Raw genomic sequence first — 18,421 nt, forward strand, 5'->3', positions numbered from 1 at the left:
GATGCAGTTAAACTGCGCTTTGATGGAAGTCCCAGTTAGGTTTGTAACGACGGGACGGTGATGAGGCTGCTGTAGCCTTCTGAATTTCCTGTTTGATCATTAACTGTGTATCTAGATCATCACAGGGAATAAATGAAAGAATCCGGTTACCTTGAGTTCTCAGGATAAGTCCTTGATATTTTTCACTAAGGTGACATTCATATCCTAGAATGGCGTTTTTCCGCACCCAACTACCTGTTGGGAGGGTTATCCAGTAATTCGCGTCTCGGATACAAAGCTTCTCAAGGTCAGCAAATAGCGTATCGAGATTTTGCTCACTTTCTTCATCTTTAAGAGTCAAATGAGCTAGCTGTTTACCGCTCGCTGCTCTGACACTGATATTGCCATCAGTGATATTGATTGATGCCAAGATACTCGTTGACACCTGTAACTTGACACTGAATAAATTCACCGTGTTCTTTTTTACTTCGGTTGCCATGGGTGTTCCTTAATAGTCGATAGCAAAACCGAAACGTCATAATGTCGTTTCGGTAACAAGTTACGCAGCTTCAAGAGTGGGTTGACCTTCTAACTGTTGACGTAGGTTGGCATTTTCCTGCTCTAGCTCTTTGAGGCGAGCTTCCAGCTCCGATACTTTGTCAACCAAGTCATCATTCACAACGGGGGTGGCCTGTTTCTTCTCTGTTTTTAATTGAGTTGTAAAATCGTTGAACATTTCATTGATAGTGTCGGATTCAACATCCGGGTGTTGTTCTAGGTATTGTTTAATTTGCTCACGCAAAGGGGCATAGCGTTTACTCGATAACTTGTAAACTTTGGTAAATCCTACTTTACGACATTCATCTAGCGTTCCGAATTCACATAAGTTAGTCCAACGTGTAAGCGTGCGCTTATCTACCGTACGTTTACCGTTGCCGATAATATTTTCATCACGCCATTTACCGAACTTATTCTTGTTTCCTTGAAAGAGCTGTTTAGCTTCGCGCATTGCAGCACCAATATCGTACTGGGCTTGCTCACACAGTTCCTTATCAACAACACGACCAGCACCAGCGTTCGACAACGCGTTTACTATGGCATCGGCTAATTCATTTAGACGGCTTTCAGTGAGTTCTAGTACTTTGCTTGCATCAGTCATTTTCTTGTCTCCATATTTAAAAAGAGCTCCATTTAAGCCCCTTTTAAGTTTTTGGTCAAATGGTAAAATGCTTTGAAAACAAAGGTTTATTGTTGGTCTTTGACGTTTTATAGAGAAAGGACGAGAAGTTGATTACAAGGGGGTACATAGTCGTTTAAAAGGCGTGTAACGAGGGTATTACCGAATTGCTTGTCACTAAAAAGGGAAATTCATCCACTCGGGAGAATTGGTTTAAGAACCTGCTAGATGTGTATCGGGATGTTTTTTGAACAGGCAAAAGCAAGATTCTCTGTGTTTGTTTTTTGTGATGGATGTCTCAAAATTTATATTTGGAAGAAGTCGAAGTACTGACCTTTTTAAGGTCAGATAAAGGCAAAAGATCAGGATAGGATAACTCGGTTAGGGACTAATAATGATATTTAAATCATAATGTTATGAGAAAAGATGGATGTTGTATCTTGATAGTGTAATTAGGTCACGCAATTCCCCTCTGATTACGTCAGTAATCCCATCACGAAATCGTTAACCTAATCCCCTATCAAGATATAACATCCATTTATGTTGATATAATTTATTAAAATCAACCAGTTATATGTTTGTGTGTAAGCGGTTCTCTTCACGTTTTCCGCTATCGTTACCAACTATCACGAGTTCTTCAGCATCATTTTTACTTCATCCAGTTCGTCTTTATGGAAAAAGTGTTCTATCTCCATGTCAGGGAACGTTGCAATTAACCAACGTAATAGTGGTATCAGTCTTGGGGTTGCAGCGAGTACGTTAGGACGGAAGGCTGTGTCTCGTGAATTACTAATGGCATTATCTGCAATCCTAAATCCTGCATTGTTAAACAGTTCAGTAAGTTGTTTGAGAGTAAGTTTCTTACCATTAATGGTTTTGGTGAGTCCGTAGCTCTCTTTAGATAGAGCTCTTAACGCGAGTTTTAGCAGGGCACCCTGTGAACCGCCTTCCTCATACTTGATGTATGATCCCTTCAGTAGTGGTTTGGTTTTGCTGTAGTCGATCCAGTTCTCCCAATCTTCCATTGTTTTAAGACAGTTATCGCGTCGCCATCCATCAAACAATGCGCGAGTCTGTTGTCCTTCTTGCTCGTTCTTCCAAGGTACGGTATCGAAGTAGATATGCTCGACGATGTGACCTTTAGGGTGGCGGATTTTAGTCATGCGAGGATTAACGGGTTTACGCTTAAAGTCGAACTCTAAGTTGAGCGTCTTTTCTCGTTGGATTTCTATCAAGTCCATGTCTTTAAGGTACATGTCACGAGGTGAAATCAATGAGTTGTTTGGGATCTTCTGTCCGGGGTAGCGGTCTAAGAACAGTTCGACCATATAAGCATTTTCATCCTTTGCCGATGATAAGGCTGATTCTGGTGGCTTAACGCCTGCTTTTGCTATGACAGGTTCGGTATCGCCATATTCACCAGTGATTTGTCCACGGGTTTTCATTGCGATGATTTGTTTAGCATGGTGCTTATGCTTAATCATCTTACCGTCACCCGTTTGCTCGCATATCTTACTGAACCGTTGGCTAATGGTTCCTGAAACATGGAGTTGTTCTTCAGTACAGTCTACGAGATACCCATCTGTTGTGGCACTTACAATGGTAACGTCGTCGCCATGGTGTTTATGAATCCCTGCCAATTGCTCTGAGAGAACGGCTCTAACGAACCCTGTGGCACTGGCAGCAAAATATGGATTAGTAACAGGAGAGTGCGGAATATTTTTGCTTAACCCATCTAATGAGTTGAAACCGCGCTTTCCTTTGAGTCCTTGCCCTAATTTACCGTATAGTGTGTTGCCAATCTCCTTCCAGAGCTTCTCTCTGAATTTATCGCCTTCATCCGTGTATTTTTGTCTTTGCTCTCTGATGAGTTCCGTAAAGCCTTTGAAAAGTGGCTCTTGATCTTCAATCCATGGAACTATCACTCCGAACTGAATTTCAATATCACATCCCATGTTATATGCGACTTCTATTTCAGGTGCGGTGCAGTAAGAGTAGCCCTCTAGCGGATAATATAATCCATAGAGGTCAGTTCTAACGGGTAGGCATGGAAATTTCGTAGTGTCTTTATTGAAGCTGAACTTAACGTAAGCAAACCCCATTTTATGACCGAGATAGTCATTGATATTGGTTGAAGTGAAGCTTCTCTCAAATGAAACGGGTTTAATGTCCATTAAGGCATTGACGTACGCCGTAGCAAGATCGAAATCGTTGTAATCACCTAAGTTTGCACCACCAAACACGTAACACTCGTTTCTACCGCCATGGAAACAATCGACACTGAGCTGTTCGAAGATACGACGACCAGCAGTGATGACAGTTTCTTTCTTCTGCATGACACGACCTTTTGTTTGATTCCAGTATTGAATCGTTTTGGTCTCCATACCGAGTGCTTGGTTCAGATCGTCTTTATCACCCGTGAGTGCTTTGAAGAGTGATACTGAGAAGTTACCCAGTGTTGATGGTAGATGTTCAAATTGAAGTTTATCTAACCGTTCTTCTGGAACTTTATCTTTGAGTGATTTTTTAATGTCTTCGAGGGCGAAGTGTTGCATTTCCAATCCGTACTTAACGGTGATTTCGGCGTCTCTCAATGCGTAACGAAGGAAGAGTGGTTCATTTTCTACTAGTAGTTCATCCATTCGGTCTTTGCGATATGGAGCTGGGATCACTTCTTTTGGTATGCCGATGAGTTCTCCCACACTATCAAGTCCACTTTGTCCCGGACTAAGTAGTAAAGTATCTACAAAGCGGACACGGCTCTCACGTTTCTTTCCATTCTTGTCTGTAAAGTGAACGGGCTCTGAAGCTTGCTTGGTTCTACCCACTGCGTCGAGGTCGATGCCGTATGCGCCACGCGTGGAGGTTAATGTGCTTCTGACGACTTCCAGTTTCGCTTTCTGACTGGTATCCCAGAACGCTTCGAATGACACCATGTCAGCTCTAAGGTAGTGGGCATAGATGTAGATTTTCTTTGGCCATCCTGTGATGAATCCGCGCCCCATTGCAGTTTGGAGTACTTCAACCAAGAACTCTTCAAATTTCTTACGTGGTTTCTTGATTCGATTAATCGCTTTAAGTTCATCTTCACGGCTTTTGTTCGCGGCTCTGGACTTCTTGATAACATCAGCAACGGGGGTAAGTACCACATCGCTCATATGGTGTTCACCTGCGATTAGATAATACTGATAGGACAGAATGTCGTTTCGGTTTTCCTCGACGTTATAGACGTACTCACTGTCTATACCAATGTGAACCGCTTCATCATCACCTTTGAGTGCTTGCCATGGTGACTGCTGTTCATTCTCGAAGTAGATATCGAGCTCATCATCGACAGCTTTACTTGAGTATTCATCGGTTTGCTCTTGCGCTAGAAAAGCGTCGAGTTCAATGCTGCTTGATTCTGTGGTTTGGTCGGTGGTTTCTGCTTGGAAGTATTCGTCGAGTTCTTTATCTATGGCTTCAACATGGTCAGGTTTGTTTTCATTGTTCATCGTTGTTCTCTTATAACCAAGTGCATTGTTGGCGGGTGATGCGTCCCTCTTTATACCACAGAGCTCATCCACTGATGAGTGTGGCTTCGTCTTGGTTTTGTGTGTGAGTGATAAGGTTGTGTAGAAAGTGAGAGGGACAGAACGATGATTTTTGAGATTTTGATGTGTGATATGGATAGTGGGGCAATTGATGAAAGTAGAAACCCATACCGGGTATGGGAACTCTCAAAACGGTGCTGTTTTTCATTGTATGCAAGTAAACACATAAATAACTCTGCAAGAGGCCGAATTTAAATATGATATTACCCTGATAGTAAGTGATGAACGATTTGGTCTGACTGTATGTGCGGTATAGAAAGCCTGATCCTTTTGTGGGATCAGGTCTTTGTTACTGCTTGATTGCATTATGAGCTGCTTTGTCTCGTTTCTGGCGGTGATTTGGGTAAAGCTGTTACCTCGGTGAATGACAAGGCTCGTCGAGCCAAGAATAGCGGTGAAGTTCGTAACCTATCACTGGATCAAGTTTCTGCTGAGTATCGTTTGGTGAAAATTGGGTTTGCTGATGAGTTTGATGGTTTTGTTGCGCAGTTAGTGGAACAAGTTGGTGAAGTGGTTTTGACCGAGCTGTTCTATGAGCTGAAGTAGTCGATAGCATGGTTTTTTGAAGGCCGCAGTTGCGTAAGGTGACTGCGGCTTTCACTCACATTTTTTACTTATTTTCTATAATATAACCATCTATGAATGCTAGAAAACCTTCTTCAGATAGACCTTTTCCTTGGAGTGGTTCTGGCAGGTTTGACCAGTTCACATAATTTAACTCGCGAGATTTTGCTGTGTTTTTAGAGAATGAACGAAACCATTTTTTTATTTCGGTACCGTTTCTTATTGCACTACTGGAAGAGTTTTCAGAATTGTCTCGGTTTTTAATCTGATATGCACACCAAGTACCATCATCATCGTGGATAAAATCAATAGCTCTAACAAAATCGCCACAACACCAATACCAATGACCATCTCTCAATTTCGAGTCAATATATCTTTCAAGTAAGCCTCCGACGCTATTTTCTGCTCCCATTGATTGCTGATGTTGTAACTTTATTTCTTCAGTTTTTTCTTTGGTGTAACCAAACGTAGAAGACAGTACGTTGCTAACGGCAGGATCTGGTACTGTGGAGGGATGCGTTGGAACATCGGATTTACGATAACCACTAAAATGTTTTTTAGCTAGTTTTTCTAGGGTAGAACGTTCGTAAACTGAAGGTTTAAAACCTTCCGCTTTCTCACGCTTTGTTGCAGCCAAGGACAATCTATCAGGGTTATCATCAAGGAATTTACAAATTGCAATAAAACTATCAACTAGAAAACCTTCATCATCTTTGGCCTGAGCTATTGCGATATCTTCCACCATTTTTAAGTCTAATGTTGGCATGTTTGCTTTCCCTATGTATGAATTTGCATACATAGAACAACATTACCAACAGCTAGTCAATTTTAGTTCCAACAATTCTATGACTGACCATAACTCAAAAAAGTTGAGATAAGTTTAAGGGAGAAGTACAGAAAACATTAAAATTTATCTGTTTATTCTCCCTACTACTTCTAGCTGACTTTTCTAAGTTCGTAATTATTTAACTCGAACAAGTCTTTGTGTTTTTTTCTCCACGTTACATCGTCAGTATCTTTATAACGAGAGTATTTAAATGTTAGAGGAGGGGTTATTTCGTCTCCAGCGGTATGACGTACTAGTAAGTCACCAATTGCTTTACCTACACCACATGGAACGGCGTTTCCTATCTGGCGGTATTTGGATAATGTTTTGCCTTTAAAAACCCAATTCTTAGGGAACTGCTGTAAAGCTGCGTATTCAGCAACACTTAACGGACGAAGTTCTTCAGGATGTGCTAGGCTTGTCGCTGGCATTATAGGGCTCGTTACCAATGTTGGTGATGGCTTGTCCCAAGGCACTCGTCTGTAAAAACCTGTTTTACCACCTCCAGAATTATAAGCGTTTCCTAATGCTTCTTTTTGTAGGTGCTCTGGCAGATGTTTCCAGTACTCACCTGGTCCCAGCAATTCGAAAAACTTCAAACGTTTTTCTGGGAACTCCAGACGTTCTTGGTTATCTTCATCGCTTAGATGTTCAATCGCATTTCTGGTTGTGTTCCACTTTAGTAATCCATGTGATTCGTGTTCAGAGTGAGTTGGTCGTAAGTAGGGGAGCTTTTGGCCATCTCTAGATGCAATTATAATCACACGTTCACGGACTTGAGGTGTTCCAAAGTTTGCAGAATTATAGAGATTAAAGCTTACTCCATACCCTGACATTTCTAGGTATTTTATAATGTAAGCTAGTGCTCCGCCTGCTTTTTCATCACTTCCTAGATCTGGATATTCGGCACCTCGTTTATTATGTGGTCTATGTTTTAGAGGTGCAGATAAAAGACCTCGTACATTTTCAATAACAATAAACTTTGGGGCAATCTCAGTTGCTACTTCTAAGTACTTTAAAAAAACGTTTCCGCGTTCATCTTCAAAGGATTTTCGAGCACCTGCTGTTGAGAAGGCTTGACATGGTGGCCCCCCAACGATGAGGTCTACTTCCTCATGCTCCTTGATGCCTGCAATATCTAAAATTTGTTTTGCGTTGTAATCTCGAATGTCACCAATAACTGGTAAGCAAGGTTTGTTTGCTGTAATCGTGGCAGTGCAATCTTTATCTACCTCACATGCGAGCAATGGCTCAAACCCAGCAGACTCCAAACCTAGATCAAGACCTAGTGCACCACTAAAAAAACTTAAATATTTCACAAACACGCCTCTTCTATCTCTTATGTGAGTAGATTACTTCTTTTCCTAGTAAAGGTCCAGATGTTTTTCTATTGAAACGAAGAAAGAGCTCTATTGAGCTCTTTCTTCGTGATCTCATCATCCGGGCGAGGTTGATAGATCGATTCATACTATAAAGTGTTGTCGGTAAGATAGCTATGCCGCTGAAGAAAATCCTTGCAGAAAAGCTTCTTTTCTGGTGTTGAAACGCTCTACAAGATCCTCAACTGCTTCTTGGTTATAAGGTTTTAAGCCTGTAGCTACCATTCGCTTTTTCCCGGTACCAACTTCTTGACCATCTTCCTTAAAAGCGAAGTTAAGTGTCACCACTCCTCTCTTTCCCTCTACATCGAAAGTTGCACCAGTAAAGTCAACTTCAGGGTGTTTGAGCTCTAGTCTGGAAAACTCGACTTCCATGCTTTCGTAAATGACTAATGGACGTTGGCAGTTAATCATCATTTGTTTCTCTTCCATTAGAGGAACCATGATATGTGGGAAGTTCATACCTGAAAACTGCACGTAGTTTGTTACAACATGCTCGATAAACTCGGGATCTTTACTTACATCTCCTTCGCGAGTCATGTGCAGATATTCTTTGCCATTATCGTCTACTAAAGAGCTGTGTTTTTCACATTTATTGTCAATACTGAGCGCTTTGTTATCACCCACCATACCTGAGAAATCAAAGCGCATACTCTGACTAATTCCTTCTTGGCTGAGTAGAACCGCAAATAATAAATCACCCGGGACGCAGAAGCGTTTACTGTCTTCATCGTGTATAGGGTTAAAATCTCCAGCTACTTTTTTTGCAAAGTGACTAGCTTGCTGCTTTGTAAACTGGAAGTGATTGTTATTACTTGAGAAATAAGGTGATAAAAACATACTGTGATCAATGTGGCTAAAACTGCTCGCGATTATACAGTATGATTCCAAAGTCAATGGTCTATCCAGATAGAAAGTGGTTACAATTGAGTTTGATTTTAGGTTTTGATTTTGTGTTCATTACGAGTTAACCCGATCCAACTAAATCCCAAGGTATGGTCATTGTTATCCAATAACGTCCTTGTAAATACAAATAGTTAAAATGTCATACAAGGAACACAAATCCGTTTCCATTATCTCGTAACACTATAATTCATATGGATTGATGGAATCGTCTATTTCAGCTGTAGTTCGTTGAGAGTTTCTTGGCGAACTATGGGCAAACGTGATGGTTGGATGGGTTTCCTTACTGATTAGCCACGCCCGAAGGCAACGGTATTTTGAATCCGAAAGTGACCACGAAAATTGATCTACCCTTTATGGTGCATATATGGTCTTTTCTCTCTTGCTCTGATTCAGTCGAGGAGGCTGGTGGAGTTAGCACTAATCATCGCAACAGCCGAAAGCTCAGGAGTCCACATACTGCGCAGTTAAGTGGGCGGTAAAAGGTCTGATAGAGTCAGTTCGTTTAGAACTAAAGGGCAAACCAATGAAAATTATTGCGGTCTATCCGGGAGGGATGGCGACGGAGTTTTGGGAAACCAGTGGAAAGTCATTAGATCTCAGCAGTTTTATGCAAGCAGAAGATGCGGCCCAAATGATTCATGATGCGGTGTCGAGCATCGGTAACGGTTATGTTTCTGATATCACGGTTAACAGGTTATAAACGCCATAGATATTGGGAAGATAGCTGTAAACTAGGTTGGCGGAGATAAGATTACGGGGCTCGAGCTCTCCTTTGTCACAGTTTGTGGCGAAATTATCAGCAAACGATAGTTATTAAAGGTTTTTCTGCTTGCGCAGGTCAAAAGCTTACGTATAATGCCAAACATCAAAGGGCAATAGCCCAGAGATGCCGGTGTGGTGAAATTGGTATACACGACGGATTCAAAATCCGTTGCCTTCGGGCGTGGCGGTTCAAGTCCGCCCACCGGTACCATATTAGAAAGGTCGCTTTTATAGCGGCCTTTCGTCGTTTTAGGTGCTCGTAAATATCAAAAGGAAGTTAGCGTTGCCTTCGCGGTGGCGGCAGGGATGCCAGTCCAATCAACTCCGTCCACCGGTACCATATTTTAAGACAGAGCCTCGATGAAAGTCGGGGCTTTGTTGTATCTGGATCTTCAAAACAAAAAAGCGCGAGGGGTATGCCTCGCGCAAACTACTACATGGTGATAGTAGGAACAGCCTATAGAGCTGTGAACAAGGTATTTTGAGTGTTCGGAGTCCAGTCTGCTTGGGACACGTGCGGTACATCAACTAGATAACGCAAACCTTGATAAGTCACCACATCGCCTTGTTTATAGGAAACATTTTGAGTCCAGTTAGTGGCTGGGTCCGCATTTGTCCAGAGGCTAGAGGTTGGAGACGGTGCCCAATCTTGTTGTGCAGCATGGTTTGTTACAGCCTGGTATACAGTACCTAGGTGTAAGACGTAATCGCCAGCGTCGTAGTTATGACCAACTTGCCAGTTCGGTGTGTAGTTATCCATTGTGTCGAAGTCATAACCCGCTTGTTTTGCTAACTGTATAAACTTAGCGAGCTTAGGTAGGTTTTGCGTTGCACCCATGCCACGCTTACCATCTTCAAATAGGAACTCGTGAGTTAATACGATAACTTTATCGGCGTGTAAAGGTGTACCACATGGGAACTCTTGAGCTTTGGAGTTGATCGGGTTAATCGTTGTTGGTGCACAAGTGTTTAACGCGGAATCCACATATCCAAGAAATGCTTCTGCTTCTGTAAGGCTGTTTGCTGGCATTTCAATGCCCCAATTTTCAGGTGCCCAGTCCACATCCCAACCATGAGTTTGATAGCCGTTATTCGCTAGGATATTTTGAACCTCGATAGCTGCTTTTACACTGTTGGATGGGTTGGATGTATTGCACACATATCCTGGTTCCCAAGGTTTCAGGTCATCAGACGTGGCACATAACCCATCTGCTTTGAAGTCTTTCGTCACTCGCCAACCGTTGGTGTAGGGCAGTCTAGCAAATTCTGTTGCCTTGTAGTTCGGGTAGCTTGTAATGTTCGGCAAATACTTTGCTAACACAGATAAGTTTTCCGTAAACATGGAGGCGTCGTAAACAGGGTCTTGATACGAGTTAAGCTGGTGGTCCCCGGTCGCATTACACTCCGCAGCACTGTTCGGTCCAAATTCATCCACGCAGTTGTGCACCATGTGATCGTAACTGTGGTTCGCAACAATATGACCAGTGTCTAATGCGAGCTTTAAGGCTTCTAGGGAACGGTCTTCATTCTCATCACCAATTCCATCTAAATGCCAAGCATTAAAGTAAAACGTCGCTTTGATATCTTCCTGGTTAAGTACTTGAATAACGTCAATAGATGCATTGATTGGTCCATCATCAAACGTTAGATAAATGGTGCCTTTAGAGCCGGTTTGAGCAAATGAGTGTTGTGATAGTGCGGCACTTACAAGCGTTGCAATAGCCAATTTATTAAATTTCATTCTCTATTCCTTTTAAGAAATTAATAACGACGTTGTCAGTAGTAAAATATTGATAATTTGAAACTTAATGTGATGTCTTAAAATATTTTATGACTTTTATCCTAGACCTAAATAATTACAAAAAAATAGGTGGTATTTTCTAAATTGGGATTGTGTTCACGAATAATGCAACCGGTTGCGCTTTTTTGTCTTGGTTATTTTTGCTACAGTTTTTATAGGTTGAAATTTACACAACGGGAGTAAGGCTATGAAAAAGATCCTTTTATGCTGTAGCGCAGGGATGTCCACCAGTATGCTTGTTAAGAAAATGGAGCAAGCTGCTGAAAATAAAGGAATTGAGTGCAAAATTGATGCAATGTCAGTGAATGCGTTTGAAGATGCAATTAAAGAGTACGATGTTTGTCTTCTCGGGCCTCAAGTACGTTTTCAGCTAGAAGAGCTAAGAAAAACGGCGCAAGAGCATGGTAAAAACATTGATGCTATTTCTCCTCAGCATTATGGAATGATGAAGGGAGAAGAAGTACTAGAGCAAGCATTAGAATTAATTAACTAAACCATAGTTTTAAATTAAAAAGATAACTGTACATCAAATATAAATATTTGATGCGGGATTCTTTTGCCTAAAATAAGGATGGACTCTATGAAGCTTTATGACGCAATTATAGGCGCAGTCGAAAAGCATATAGCCCCTATAGCAGCTAAAGTGGGGAATCAGCCCCATGTTCGCGCAATGAGAGACGGTTTTATTGTCGCAATGCCGTTTATTATTGTCGGTAGTTTCATTTTGATTTTTGCATTCCCCCCATTTGCCGAAGATACAACCTTTACTTTTGGTCGAATTTGGCTCGATTTCGCCACTACACATTTTGATACCATAATGATGCCCTACAACATGTCGATGGGGATCATGACCATTTTTGTTTCGCTGGGCGTTGCTTATAGTTTAGCTAAGGCTTACAAGATGGATGGGATCACGAGTGCTGTATTGTCACTAATGTCTTTTTTACTCATTGCGGCCCCAGCTAAAGATGGCGCGTTGTCTATGTCTCACATGGGCGGAACCGGGATCTTCACCGCAGTGATGTGTGCATTTTTCTCGGTGGAGCTCTACCGTTTTATGAAAAAGCACAATATTACGATTCGCATGCCAGAGCAGGTGCCACCGGCGATTGCGCGATCATTTGAAGTATTGCTACCAGTCTTAGCGATATTCATTACCTTATATCCACTTAGCCTTTTCGTACAAACCCAGTACGACATGCTGATTCCAGACGCTGTTATGGCTATCTTTAAACCGCTAATTAGTGCGTCTAACTCATTGCCTGCCATTATTGGCGCTTTATTGCTTTGCCAGCTGCTTTGGTTTGCGGGTATTCATGGTGCTGCAATTGTTGTTGGACTGCTTTCTCCAATCTTTTTGACCAACATTGGTGCCAACATTGAAGCCTTTGTTGCAGGTGAACCGATTCCAAACGTATTTACTCAACCGTTCTGGGATTTTTACATCTTTATTGGCGGCTCTGGTGCAACACTTGCTCTTGTTATGCTGATGTCGTTTAGCCGTTCTGTTCACCTTAAGAGCATTGGTCGAATGAGTGCGGTGCCTGGCTTTTTCCAAATCAACGAACCTGTGATCTTCGGTAGCCCAGTTGTGATGAACCCGACCTTGTTTATCCCGTTCGTCTTCGCTCCAGTCATCAACGCTACGATTGCGTATTTTGCTGTGCATGTCGGCTTTGTGGGTATGGGTGTCGCTACAACACCTTGGACAACACCGGCACTGATAGGTGCTTCGTGGGGTAGCGGTTGGACCTTTGCGCCAGTATTGCTCGTCATTGGTTTATTAATTCTTGATCTAATCATCTACTTCCCATTCTTCAAAATGTTTGAGAAGCAAATGTTGGAGCAAGAACTACCAACGACGAAGGAAACTAAAGGTGACACGCAGCCGTCAGGCGAAGGCGTTACTGCTTAACTGTACTTAATGGGCCGCAATTACCGCGGCCCGATTTTCGGAGAGAAAATGATGGAACAAGAATTGGTTGTAATGGAGATCATTTGCAATGCTGGTGAAGCCAGAAGTTTAAGCTACGAGGCATTGCGTTTATCTCGAGAACAAGATTTTGAAGCGGCTGATGAGAAGCTCTCTCAAGCAAGAGAGTGCATTAATAAAGCCCACTTAATACAGACTCAGCTTATTGAAGAAGATCAGGGAGAAGGGAAAGTCCCGATGACGTTAGTGATGGTGCATGCTCAAGATCACCTAATGACTACGATTTTGGCTCAAGAGATGGCTGTAGAAATCGTCGCACTGAACAAAAAAATCTCGAACAAATAAAGGGGGATGAAAATGTCTAGAGAGGCGATCAAACTTGCCATTATTGGCGGTGGTAGTAGCTATACCCCGGAATTGGTTGAAGGGGTTATTAAGCGCTTAGAATATTTACCCGTTAGGAAAATTCATTTTGTGGACATTGAGTCAGGAGCTGAGAAGCTTGAGATCATCAAAGGATTGGCTCAGCGAATGGTCGATAAAGCCGGAGCAAAAATTGAGATAAAAGCCAGTTTCGATCGCCGTGCTGCGATAAAAGATGCGGATTTTGTGATGACGCAGTTTCGTGTTGGTGGCCTTGCTGCTCGCGCTAATGATGAGCGAATCCCAATCAAGTACGACGTCATCGGCCAAGAAACAACGGGCCCTGGTGGTTTTGCTAAAGCACTGCGAACCATTCCGGTCATTCTTGATATCTGTAAAGACATTGAAGAGTTGGCTCCAAACGCATGGATGCTCAATTTCACCAACCCAGCGGGTTTAGTTTCCGAAGCGGTCAGTAAGTACACCAAAGTAAAAAGTATTGGTTTATGCAATGTGCCCGTTTCAATGGAAATGATGATTGCAGAAATGATGGAGTGCGAGCCAAAAGAGCTACAACTTGAGTTTGCTGGGTTAAACCATCTCGTGTGGGTACACAAAGCATGGCTCAATGGGGAAGATATTACTCAAACGGTATTAGAGAAAGTTGGTGATGGTGCCAACTTCAGTATGAAGAATATCTGGGAAGAGCCGTGGGATCCGGCATTTCTAAAAGCACTGGGGGCGATACCATGTCCTTATCATCGTTACTTCTACCAAACTGATGCCATGCTTGCTGAAGAGAAACAAAGTGCCGATGAAAAAGGCACTCGTGCTGAGCAGGTAATGGAAACAGAAAATGCGCTATTTAAGCTCTATCAAGATCCTACCCTCGATCATAAGCCGAAAGAGTTAGAGGAGCGGGGTGGTGCTTATTATTCTGATGCATCACTGAACCTAGTTGATTCAATTTATAACAATCGTAATAGTATTCATGTTGTTAACGTTTTAAATAATGGAGCGATCAACGGCCTACCTGACGATGCTGTGATTGAATGTAGTGCCGTGATTGGTAGCTGGGGGGCGAAACCTCTTGCGGTTGGCGAGTTGTCAAACAATATCAAAGGATTACTCCATCAAGTTAAAGCGTATGAGCAGCTAACAATAGAAGCTGCTGTCGAAGGTAATTATGACAAGGCGCTTATGGCATTAACCAATAACCCATTGGTGCCTGACATTGGCCGCGCCAAGTCAATCCTGGATGATATCCTAGCGGTGAACGCTCCGTATTTACCTCAATTTAAACTAACGACGTTGTAAGACTAAGGAAGGGCGCCGATGAAAGTCATTTTTAATGCTGATGATTTTGGTTTAACGAGAGGTGTAAATAGCGGCATCGTTAAAGCTCATCAGCAAGGTGTGGTTCATTCAACCACCATGATGGTGGGTATGGATGCTGAGCAACATGCCTTAGAACTAGCTCGCCATAATCCAGACTTGAAAATTGGCGTTCATCTTAGGTTTACAGCAGGTGTGCCTATAACGAAGCATCCTAACTTGACCAACGGCCGAGCGCACTTTATCAACTATGACGAACTTTGGAGTAAGCAGGACTTCGAAACTCAGGTCATTTATGATGAAGCAAAAGCTCAGGTGGAACATTTTTTATCGCTTGGGTTAGAGCTAAGCCACTTAGATAGCCATCATCACGCGCATACTCACCCTCAAATTTTGCCCGTTATTAAAGAAGTAGCGAATGAATACAGAGTGCCACTGCGGGGCACTGGCTTGTGTCAAGAATCGATGACAATCAGATATATCTTTACTGATGAGTTTTATGATCAAAAAGTGAGCTTGGATGGCTTAATGGCACATCTATTGAGCTTAAAAGCTGACTATGACTTGGTTGAGGTGATGTGCCACCCGGCAGAGGCCGATCAGGCGCTTATCTTAAAGAGTGGCTATGCGCTTCAGCGAGAGCTAGAGTTACAAGTTCTTACCTCTCCCATTTTAAAAGAACAGTTAGCTCATCATGGCATAACTGTCACGGATTACTCTGAGCTTGTTTCTACCAATCAAATGGTCGGTGTATGATTAAAGGCTGCCAGCTTCGCCCCCTATAGCACCTTACGAATTGCTGGCAGCCGTTCTACACAAACGAATATTTAATAACAATTGCAGTTGGACCCAATAGCATTATGGCAAGGATTAAAGATGTAGCCGAACTCGCCGGTGTAAATCGCTCTACCGTTTCTCGAATTATTAATGGAGAGGGGAAATTTCGCGAGGAAACTCGAAAAAAAGTAGAGCAAGCTATGGCGCAATTGAATTATCGTCCTAGTGCAATTGCTCGTTCACTCGCAACCTCATCCAGTAATATGGTTGGGTTATTGGTGACTTACTATACGGGGGGCTTCTTTGGCGAGATGATGGAGCAGGTTCAGACCGAGCTGGATATTCATAAGAAGTTTTTGATTACAGCTCAAGGCCATCATTCTGCACAAGGTGAAAAAGAGGCAATTCAGCGTTTTAATGATTTACGTTGTGACGGCTATGTACTTCATAGTCGTTATTTGTCAGATGATGACTTACGTGAATTAGCTAAACAGCCAACACCTTTCGTTCTCCTGGATCGCTACGTGGAAGGAATAGAAGAGCGTTGTGTTACCTTTAACCATCATCATGCAAGCCGTATTGCCGTTGAGCACCTTTTAGCTGGTGGTCATCGAAAGATTGCTTGTATTGCCGGTCCATCCCAACGTCATAACAGTGTATTGAGAAAGCTTGGGTATATTGATGCAATGAAGGATGCTGGTATAGATATTGATGAAAGCTGGTGTGAAGAAGGGAATTATGGTCGGCAAAGTGGTTATGATGCAATGGCTGCAATTTTACAACGACACCCTGATGTGACGGCTGTCTTTTCGTGCAGTGAAGAAATGACGGTTGGCGCAATGCAGTACTTACACGAGCACAGTATTTCTGTACCAGAGCAAATCTCATTAACTAGCTTTGACAGTGTTGATCTTTGTGAAAGTCTTTACCCTACAGTATCAGCAGTGCACTTTCCTATCAGTGACATGGCCCGTGTAGCGGTACAAACGTTAATGGGGCTAGTCAAAGATCAAGAAGTAATAGACAAGCCAGTGTTCGAGGCCAAGCTTAAAATACGCAAAGCAGATCGCTCCTTAAAGTAGCTTACTTCTATCTAATTAAGTGAGTCGCTTAGAAATAACGGTTTGATGTTTTGATAGTTACTGATGAATTTATTCACAAAATTTACTAGTATTCTAACTCTCTTAAGAAATATAAATCAGTAGTGAATAAGTGGCAGCCATTAAACTAACGGTCGATCGTATTCAACCCGGATTACATATCCGTCTTCCGCTAAAGTGGAACGATCACCCCTTTCTACTCAATAGCTTTAAGATTAAAGACCAAGAGCAAGTCGAGATGATCCGCCACCTCGGCGTAAAGTTCGTTTACTTTAATCCAGAGCAAAGCGATGCCGTTCCACTCCCTGTTGATCAAAGACAAGCTGACAGAGTAACAAATGAAGCGTCGTTAGATCATGAAACTCAAAAAATGTGGCAAGAAAAACAGAACCGCATAGAAAAGTTAAGTGCATACCGTCGACGCGTGATTCAGTGTGAAAAAGAGTTTGAGCGCTCTCTGGCACGTATGCGTTCAGTCATGACTAAAATCCGTAACCGTCCGACAGCAGCAGTTGATGAAGCAAAGCTTCTTATTGAAGATATCGTCGAGAAGTTAATGTGCGATGATAATGTTACGTTACATCTGATGAACGGAAAAAATGAGTTTGAAGATATTTATTTCCACTCATTGAACGTGGCTGTTATCTCGATGATGATTGGCCGTGCTAAAGGGTACTCAGCAGCACAGTTGAAAGAGCTTTCCTTCTCCGCACTATTCCATGATATCGGGAAAATAAAAATCCCGACTGCAATATTAAGAAAGCAACTACCTCTAACAGAGCCAGAAACCAACTACTTAAAGTTGCACACTAAATATGGCGTCGATCTTGCGAGTCAAATCGAGGCTTTTCCCGAAGTCGCGAGAATTGTGATCGCGCAGCACCATGAGCTAAGAGATGGGTCTGGTTATCCTAAAGGCCTGAAAGGAGATGAGATCAACGAGTTTGCTCAAATTATTGCTGTAGCCAATGCGTTTGATAACTTGTGTCATACACCGATAGTCTCAGATCAAAAGATTCCTTATACCGCACTCTCTCATTTATATAAGAACTGTAAACACCTATATAAAGAAGAGAACCTGAACATCCTAATTAAGTTTATGGGCGTGTTTCCTCCGGGTACCGTAGTTCAGCTTTCTAATAATATGGTCGGCCTGGTTATCTCAGTGAATGCATCGCATTTATTATTCCCGAATGTCTTGGTTTACGATCCATCAGTACCAAGGACGCAAGCGCCAATCATTGATCTTGCGTCAAAAGATATAAAGATAGTTAACGCGATTCATCCGTCAAAATTACCGGATAAAGTAAAAGAGTATCTAAATCCGCGTTCGCGTATTTCTTATTTCTTTGATAGCGATGAGTAGTTATCCACAGCTTTTTGTGGGTAAATTGTATAAATCCTGAGTGTTATTTCTGGGTAATTTTGGGGTTGGATGGAAAGTATCCATTTGGCATGTTTTTTTAGAAAAAATGCATTTTTAGTATTGCCAAAGAAAATCTTCTCCCTATAATGCGCATCCATCGACACGGCAGACGTCACAATGCTTCAGCAGGGTCGAAGAGGTAAAAAGCTTCTACAAAAAATTAGTTTAAAAAGTGTTTGACACTAACAACTAAATCGCTAGAATGCACCTCCGCTTTGAGAGAAAAACTTCTCGCAAAGCAAGCTCTTTAACAATATAGACCTATCAATCTGTGTGGGCACTCGTTGATGATAATCCAATTCGATACCTCGGTATCAAATTAGGTTTCAATGAAACGAAGTGACCATTGAATCTTCGGATTCAGCACAGTCAATTCAAACATTACATTATGTAATGTTCAGTATTCATTGAGCCGACAAAATCTTAAATTGAAGAGTTTGATCATGGCTCAGATTGAACGCTGGCGGCAGGCCTAACACATGCAAGTCGAGCGGAAACGA

15 protein-coding genes, 1 tRNA gene, 1 rRNA gene and 1 pseudogene are annotated in these 18,421 nt (G+C 42.2%); 11 read left to right on the forward strand and 7 right to left on the reverse strand.

Annotation, left to right across the window (positions count from 1 at the left end; all coding sequences use genetic code 11):
• Positions 1-7: 7 nt before the first annotated feature.
• From R7Z47_RS18670 to R7Z47_RS18680, 3 genes are all read right to left on the reverse strand, one after another.
• Entirely contained in the window at positions 8-478 is a 471-nt protein-coding gene (locus R7Z47_RS18670; RefSeq protein ID WP_061871896.1) for a hypothetical protein, read from the reverse strand.
• Positions 479-538: 60 nt separating this feature from the next.
• Positions 539-1,138, reverse strand: a complete 600-nt coding sequence (locus R7Z47_RS18675; protein ID WP_069529918.1) for a hypothetical protein — start codon at positions 1,136-1,138, stop codon at positions 539-541.
• Positions 1,139-1,782: 644 nt separating this feature from the next.
• Positions 1,783-4,650: a DNA-directed DNA polymerase gene (locus R7Z47_RS18680; RefSeq protein ID WP_065765576.1), complete on the reverse strand. Its 2,868-nt coding sequence runs from the start codon at positions 4,648-4,650 to the stop codon at positions 1,783-1,785.
• A gap of 438 nt (positions 4,651-5,088) precedes the next feature.
• On the opposite strand from R7Z47_RS18680, the gene R7Z47_RS18685 reads away from it, so the two are divergent.
• Positions 5,089-5,295, forward strand: a complete 207-nt coding sequence (locus tag R7Z47_RS18685) for a hypothetical protein (RefSeq protein WP_226984077.1) — start codon at positions 5,089-5,091, stop codon at positions 5,293-5,295.
• Positions 5,296-5,359: 64 nt separating this feature from the next.
• On the opposite strand, the gene R7Z47_RS18690 is transcribed toward R7Z47_RS18685, so the two are convergent.
• The 3 genes from R7Z47_RS18690 to R7Z47_RS18700 form a co-directional block, all read right to left on the reverse strand.
• Complete coding sequence (locus R7Z47_RS18690) at positions 5,360-6,079, reverse strand: SinI family restriction endonuclease (RefSeq protein ID WP_025534268.1); 720 nt, start codon at positions 6,077-6,079, stop codon at positions 5,360-5,362.
• A 170-nt stretch (positions 6,080-6,249) separates the two neighbouring features.
• On the reverse strand, positions 6,250-7,458 hold the full coding sequence (locus tag R7Z47_RS18695; RefSeq protein WP_049878854.1) for a DNA cytosine methyltransferase: 1,209 nt from the start codon (positions 7,456-7,458) through the stop codon (positions 6,250-6,252).
• A 174-nt stretch (positions 7,459-7,632) separates the two neighbouring features.
• Positions 7,633-8,358 (reverse strand): DUF3581 domain-containing protein, encoded by a 726-nt coding sequence (locus R7Z47_RS18700; RefSeq protein WP_025534270.1) that lies wholly within the window; start codon positions 8,356-8,358, stop codon positions 7,633-7,635.
• A gap of 487 nt (positions 8,359-8,845) precedes the next feature.
• Between R7Z47_RS18700 and R7Z47_RS18705 the strand changes: the two are divergent.
• Together R7Z47_RS18705 and R7Z47_RS18710 are read left to right on the forward strand one after the other, a co-directional pair.
• Positions 8,846-9,124, forward strand: a pseudogene (locus R7Z47_RS18705) (SDR family NAD(P)-dependent oxidoreductase); the annotation flags it as partial.
• A gap of 188 nt (positions 9,125-9,312) precedes the next feature.
• A tRNA-Leu gene (locus R7Z47_RS18710) sits at positions 9,313-9,397 on the forward strand.
• A 246-nt stretch (positions 9,398-9,643) separates the two neighbouring features.
• On the opposite strand, the gene R7Z47_RS18715 is transcribed toward R7Z47_RS18710, so the two are convergent.
• The gene (locus tag R7Z47_RS18715; RefSeq protein ID WP_054577132.1) at positions 9,644-10,927 is read right to left on the reverse strand and encodes a carbohydrate-binding protein; all 1,284 of its coding nucleotides are present in this window, start codon (positions 10,925-10,927) and stop codon (positions 9,644-9,646) included.
• Positions 10,928-11,174: 247 nt separating this feature from the next.
• Between R7Z47_RS18715 and R7Z47_RS18720 the strand changes: the two genes are divergently transcribed.
• From R7Z47_RS18720 to R7Z47_RS18755, 8 genes are all read left to right on the forward strand, one after another.
• Entirely contained in the window at positions 11,175-11,480 is a 306-nt protein-coding gene (locus R7Z47_RS18720) for a PTS sugar transporter subunit IIB (RefSeq protein WP_025767645.1), read from the forward strand.
• A gap of 87 nt (positions 11,481-11,567) precedes the next feature.
• Entirely contained in the window at positions 11,568-12,902 is a 1,335-nt protein-coding gene (locus R7Z47_RS18725; RefSeq protein WP_005381064.1) for a PTS sugar transporter subunit IIC, read from the forward strand.
• A 51-nt stretch (positions 12,903-12,953) separates the two neighbouring features.
• Positions 12,954-13,265 (forward strand): PTS lactose/cellobiose transporter subunit IIA, encoded by a 312-nt coding sequence (locus R7Z47_RS18730; protein ID WP_031777269.1) that lies wholly within the window; start codon positions 12,954-12,956, stop codon positions 13,263-13,265.
• A gap of 12 nt (positions 13,266-13,277) precedes the next feature.
• Positions 13,278-14,600 carry a 6-phospho-beta-glucosidase gene (locus R7Z47_RS18735; protein ID WP_054579417.1) on the forward strand — a complete coding sequence of 441 codons (1,323 nt, stop codon included), beginning with the start codon at positions 13,278-13,280 and terminating at the stop codon, positions 14,598-14,600.
• An 18-nt stretch (positions 14,601-14,618) separates the two neighbouring features.
• Positions 14,619-15,374, forward strand: a complete 756-nt coding sequence (chbG, locus tag R7Z47_RS18740) for a chitin disaccharide deacetylase (protein WP_054579416.1) — start codon at positions 14,619-14,621, stop codon at positions 15,372-15,374.
• Positions 15,375-15,478: 104 nt separating this feature from the next.
• On the forward strand, positions 15,479-16,477 hold the full coding sequence (locus R7Z47_RS18745; RefSeq protein ID WP_005381031.1) for a LacI family DNA-binding transcriptional regulator: 999 nt from the start codon (positions 15,479-15,481) through the stop codon (positions 16,475-16,477).
• Between the two features lie 130 nt (positions 16,478-16,607).
• Entirely contained in the window at positions 16,608-17,861 is a 1,254-nt protein-coding gene (locus R7Z47_RS18750; protein ID WP_005381029.1) for an HD-GYP domain-containing protein, read from the forward strand.
• Between the two features lie 485 nt (positions 17,862-18,346).
• Positions 18,347-18,421: ribosomal RNA gene (locus tag R7Z47_RS18755) — 16S ribosomal RNA — on the forward strand; the annotation flags it as partial.

Source organism: Vibrio sp. 1641, assembly GCF_033339995.1.
In the GTDB taxonomy this organism is placed as follows: domain Bacteria; phylum Pseudomonadota; class Gammaproteobacteria; order Enterobacterales; family Vibrionaceae; genus Vibrio; species Vibrio alginolyticus.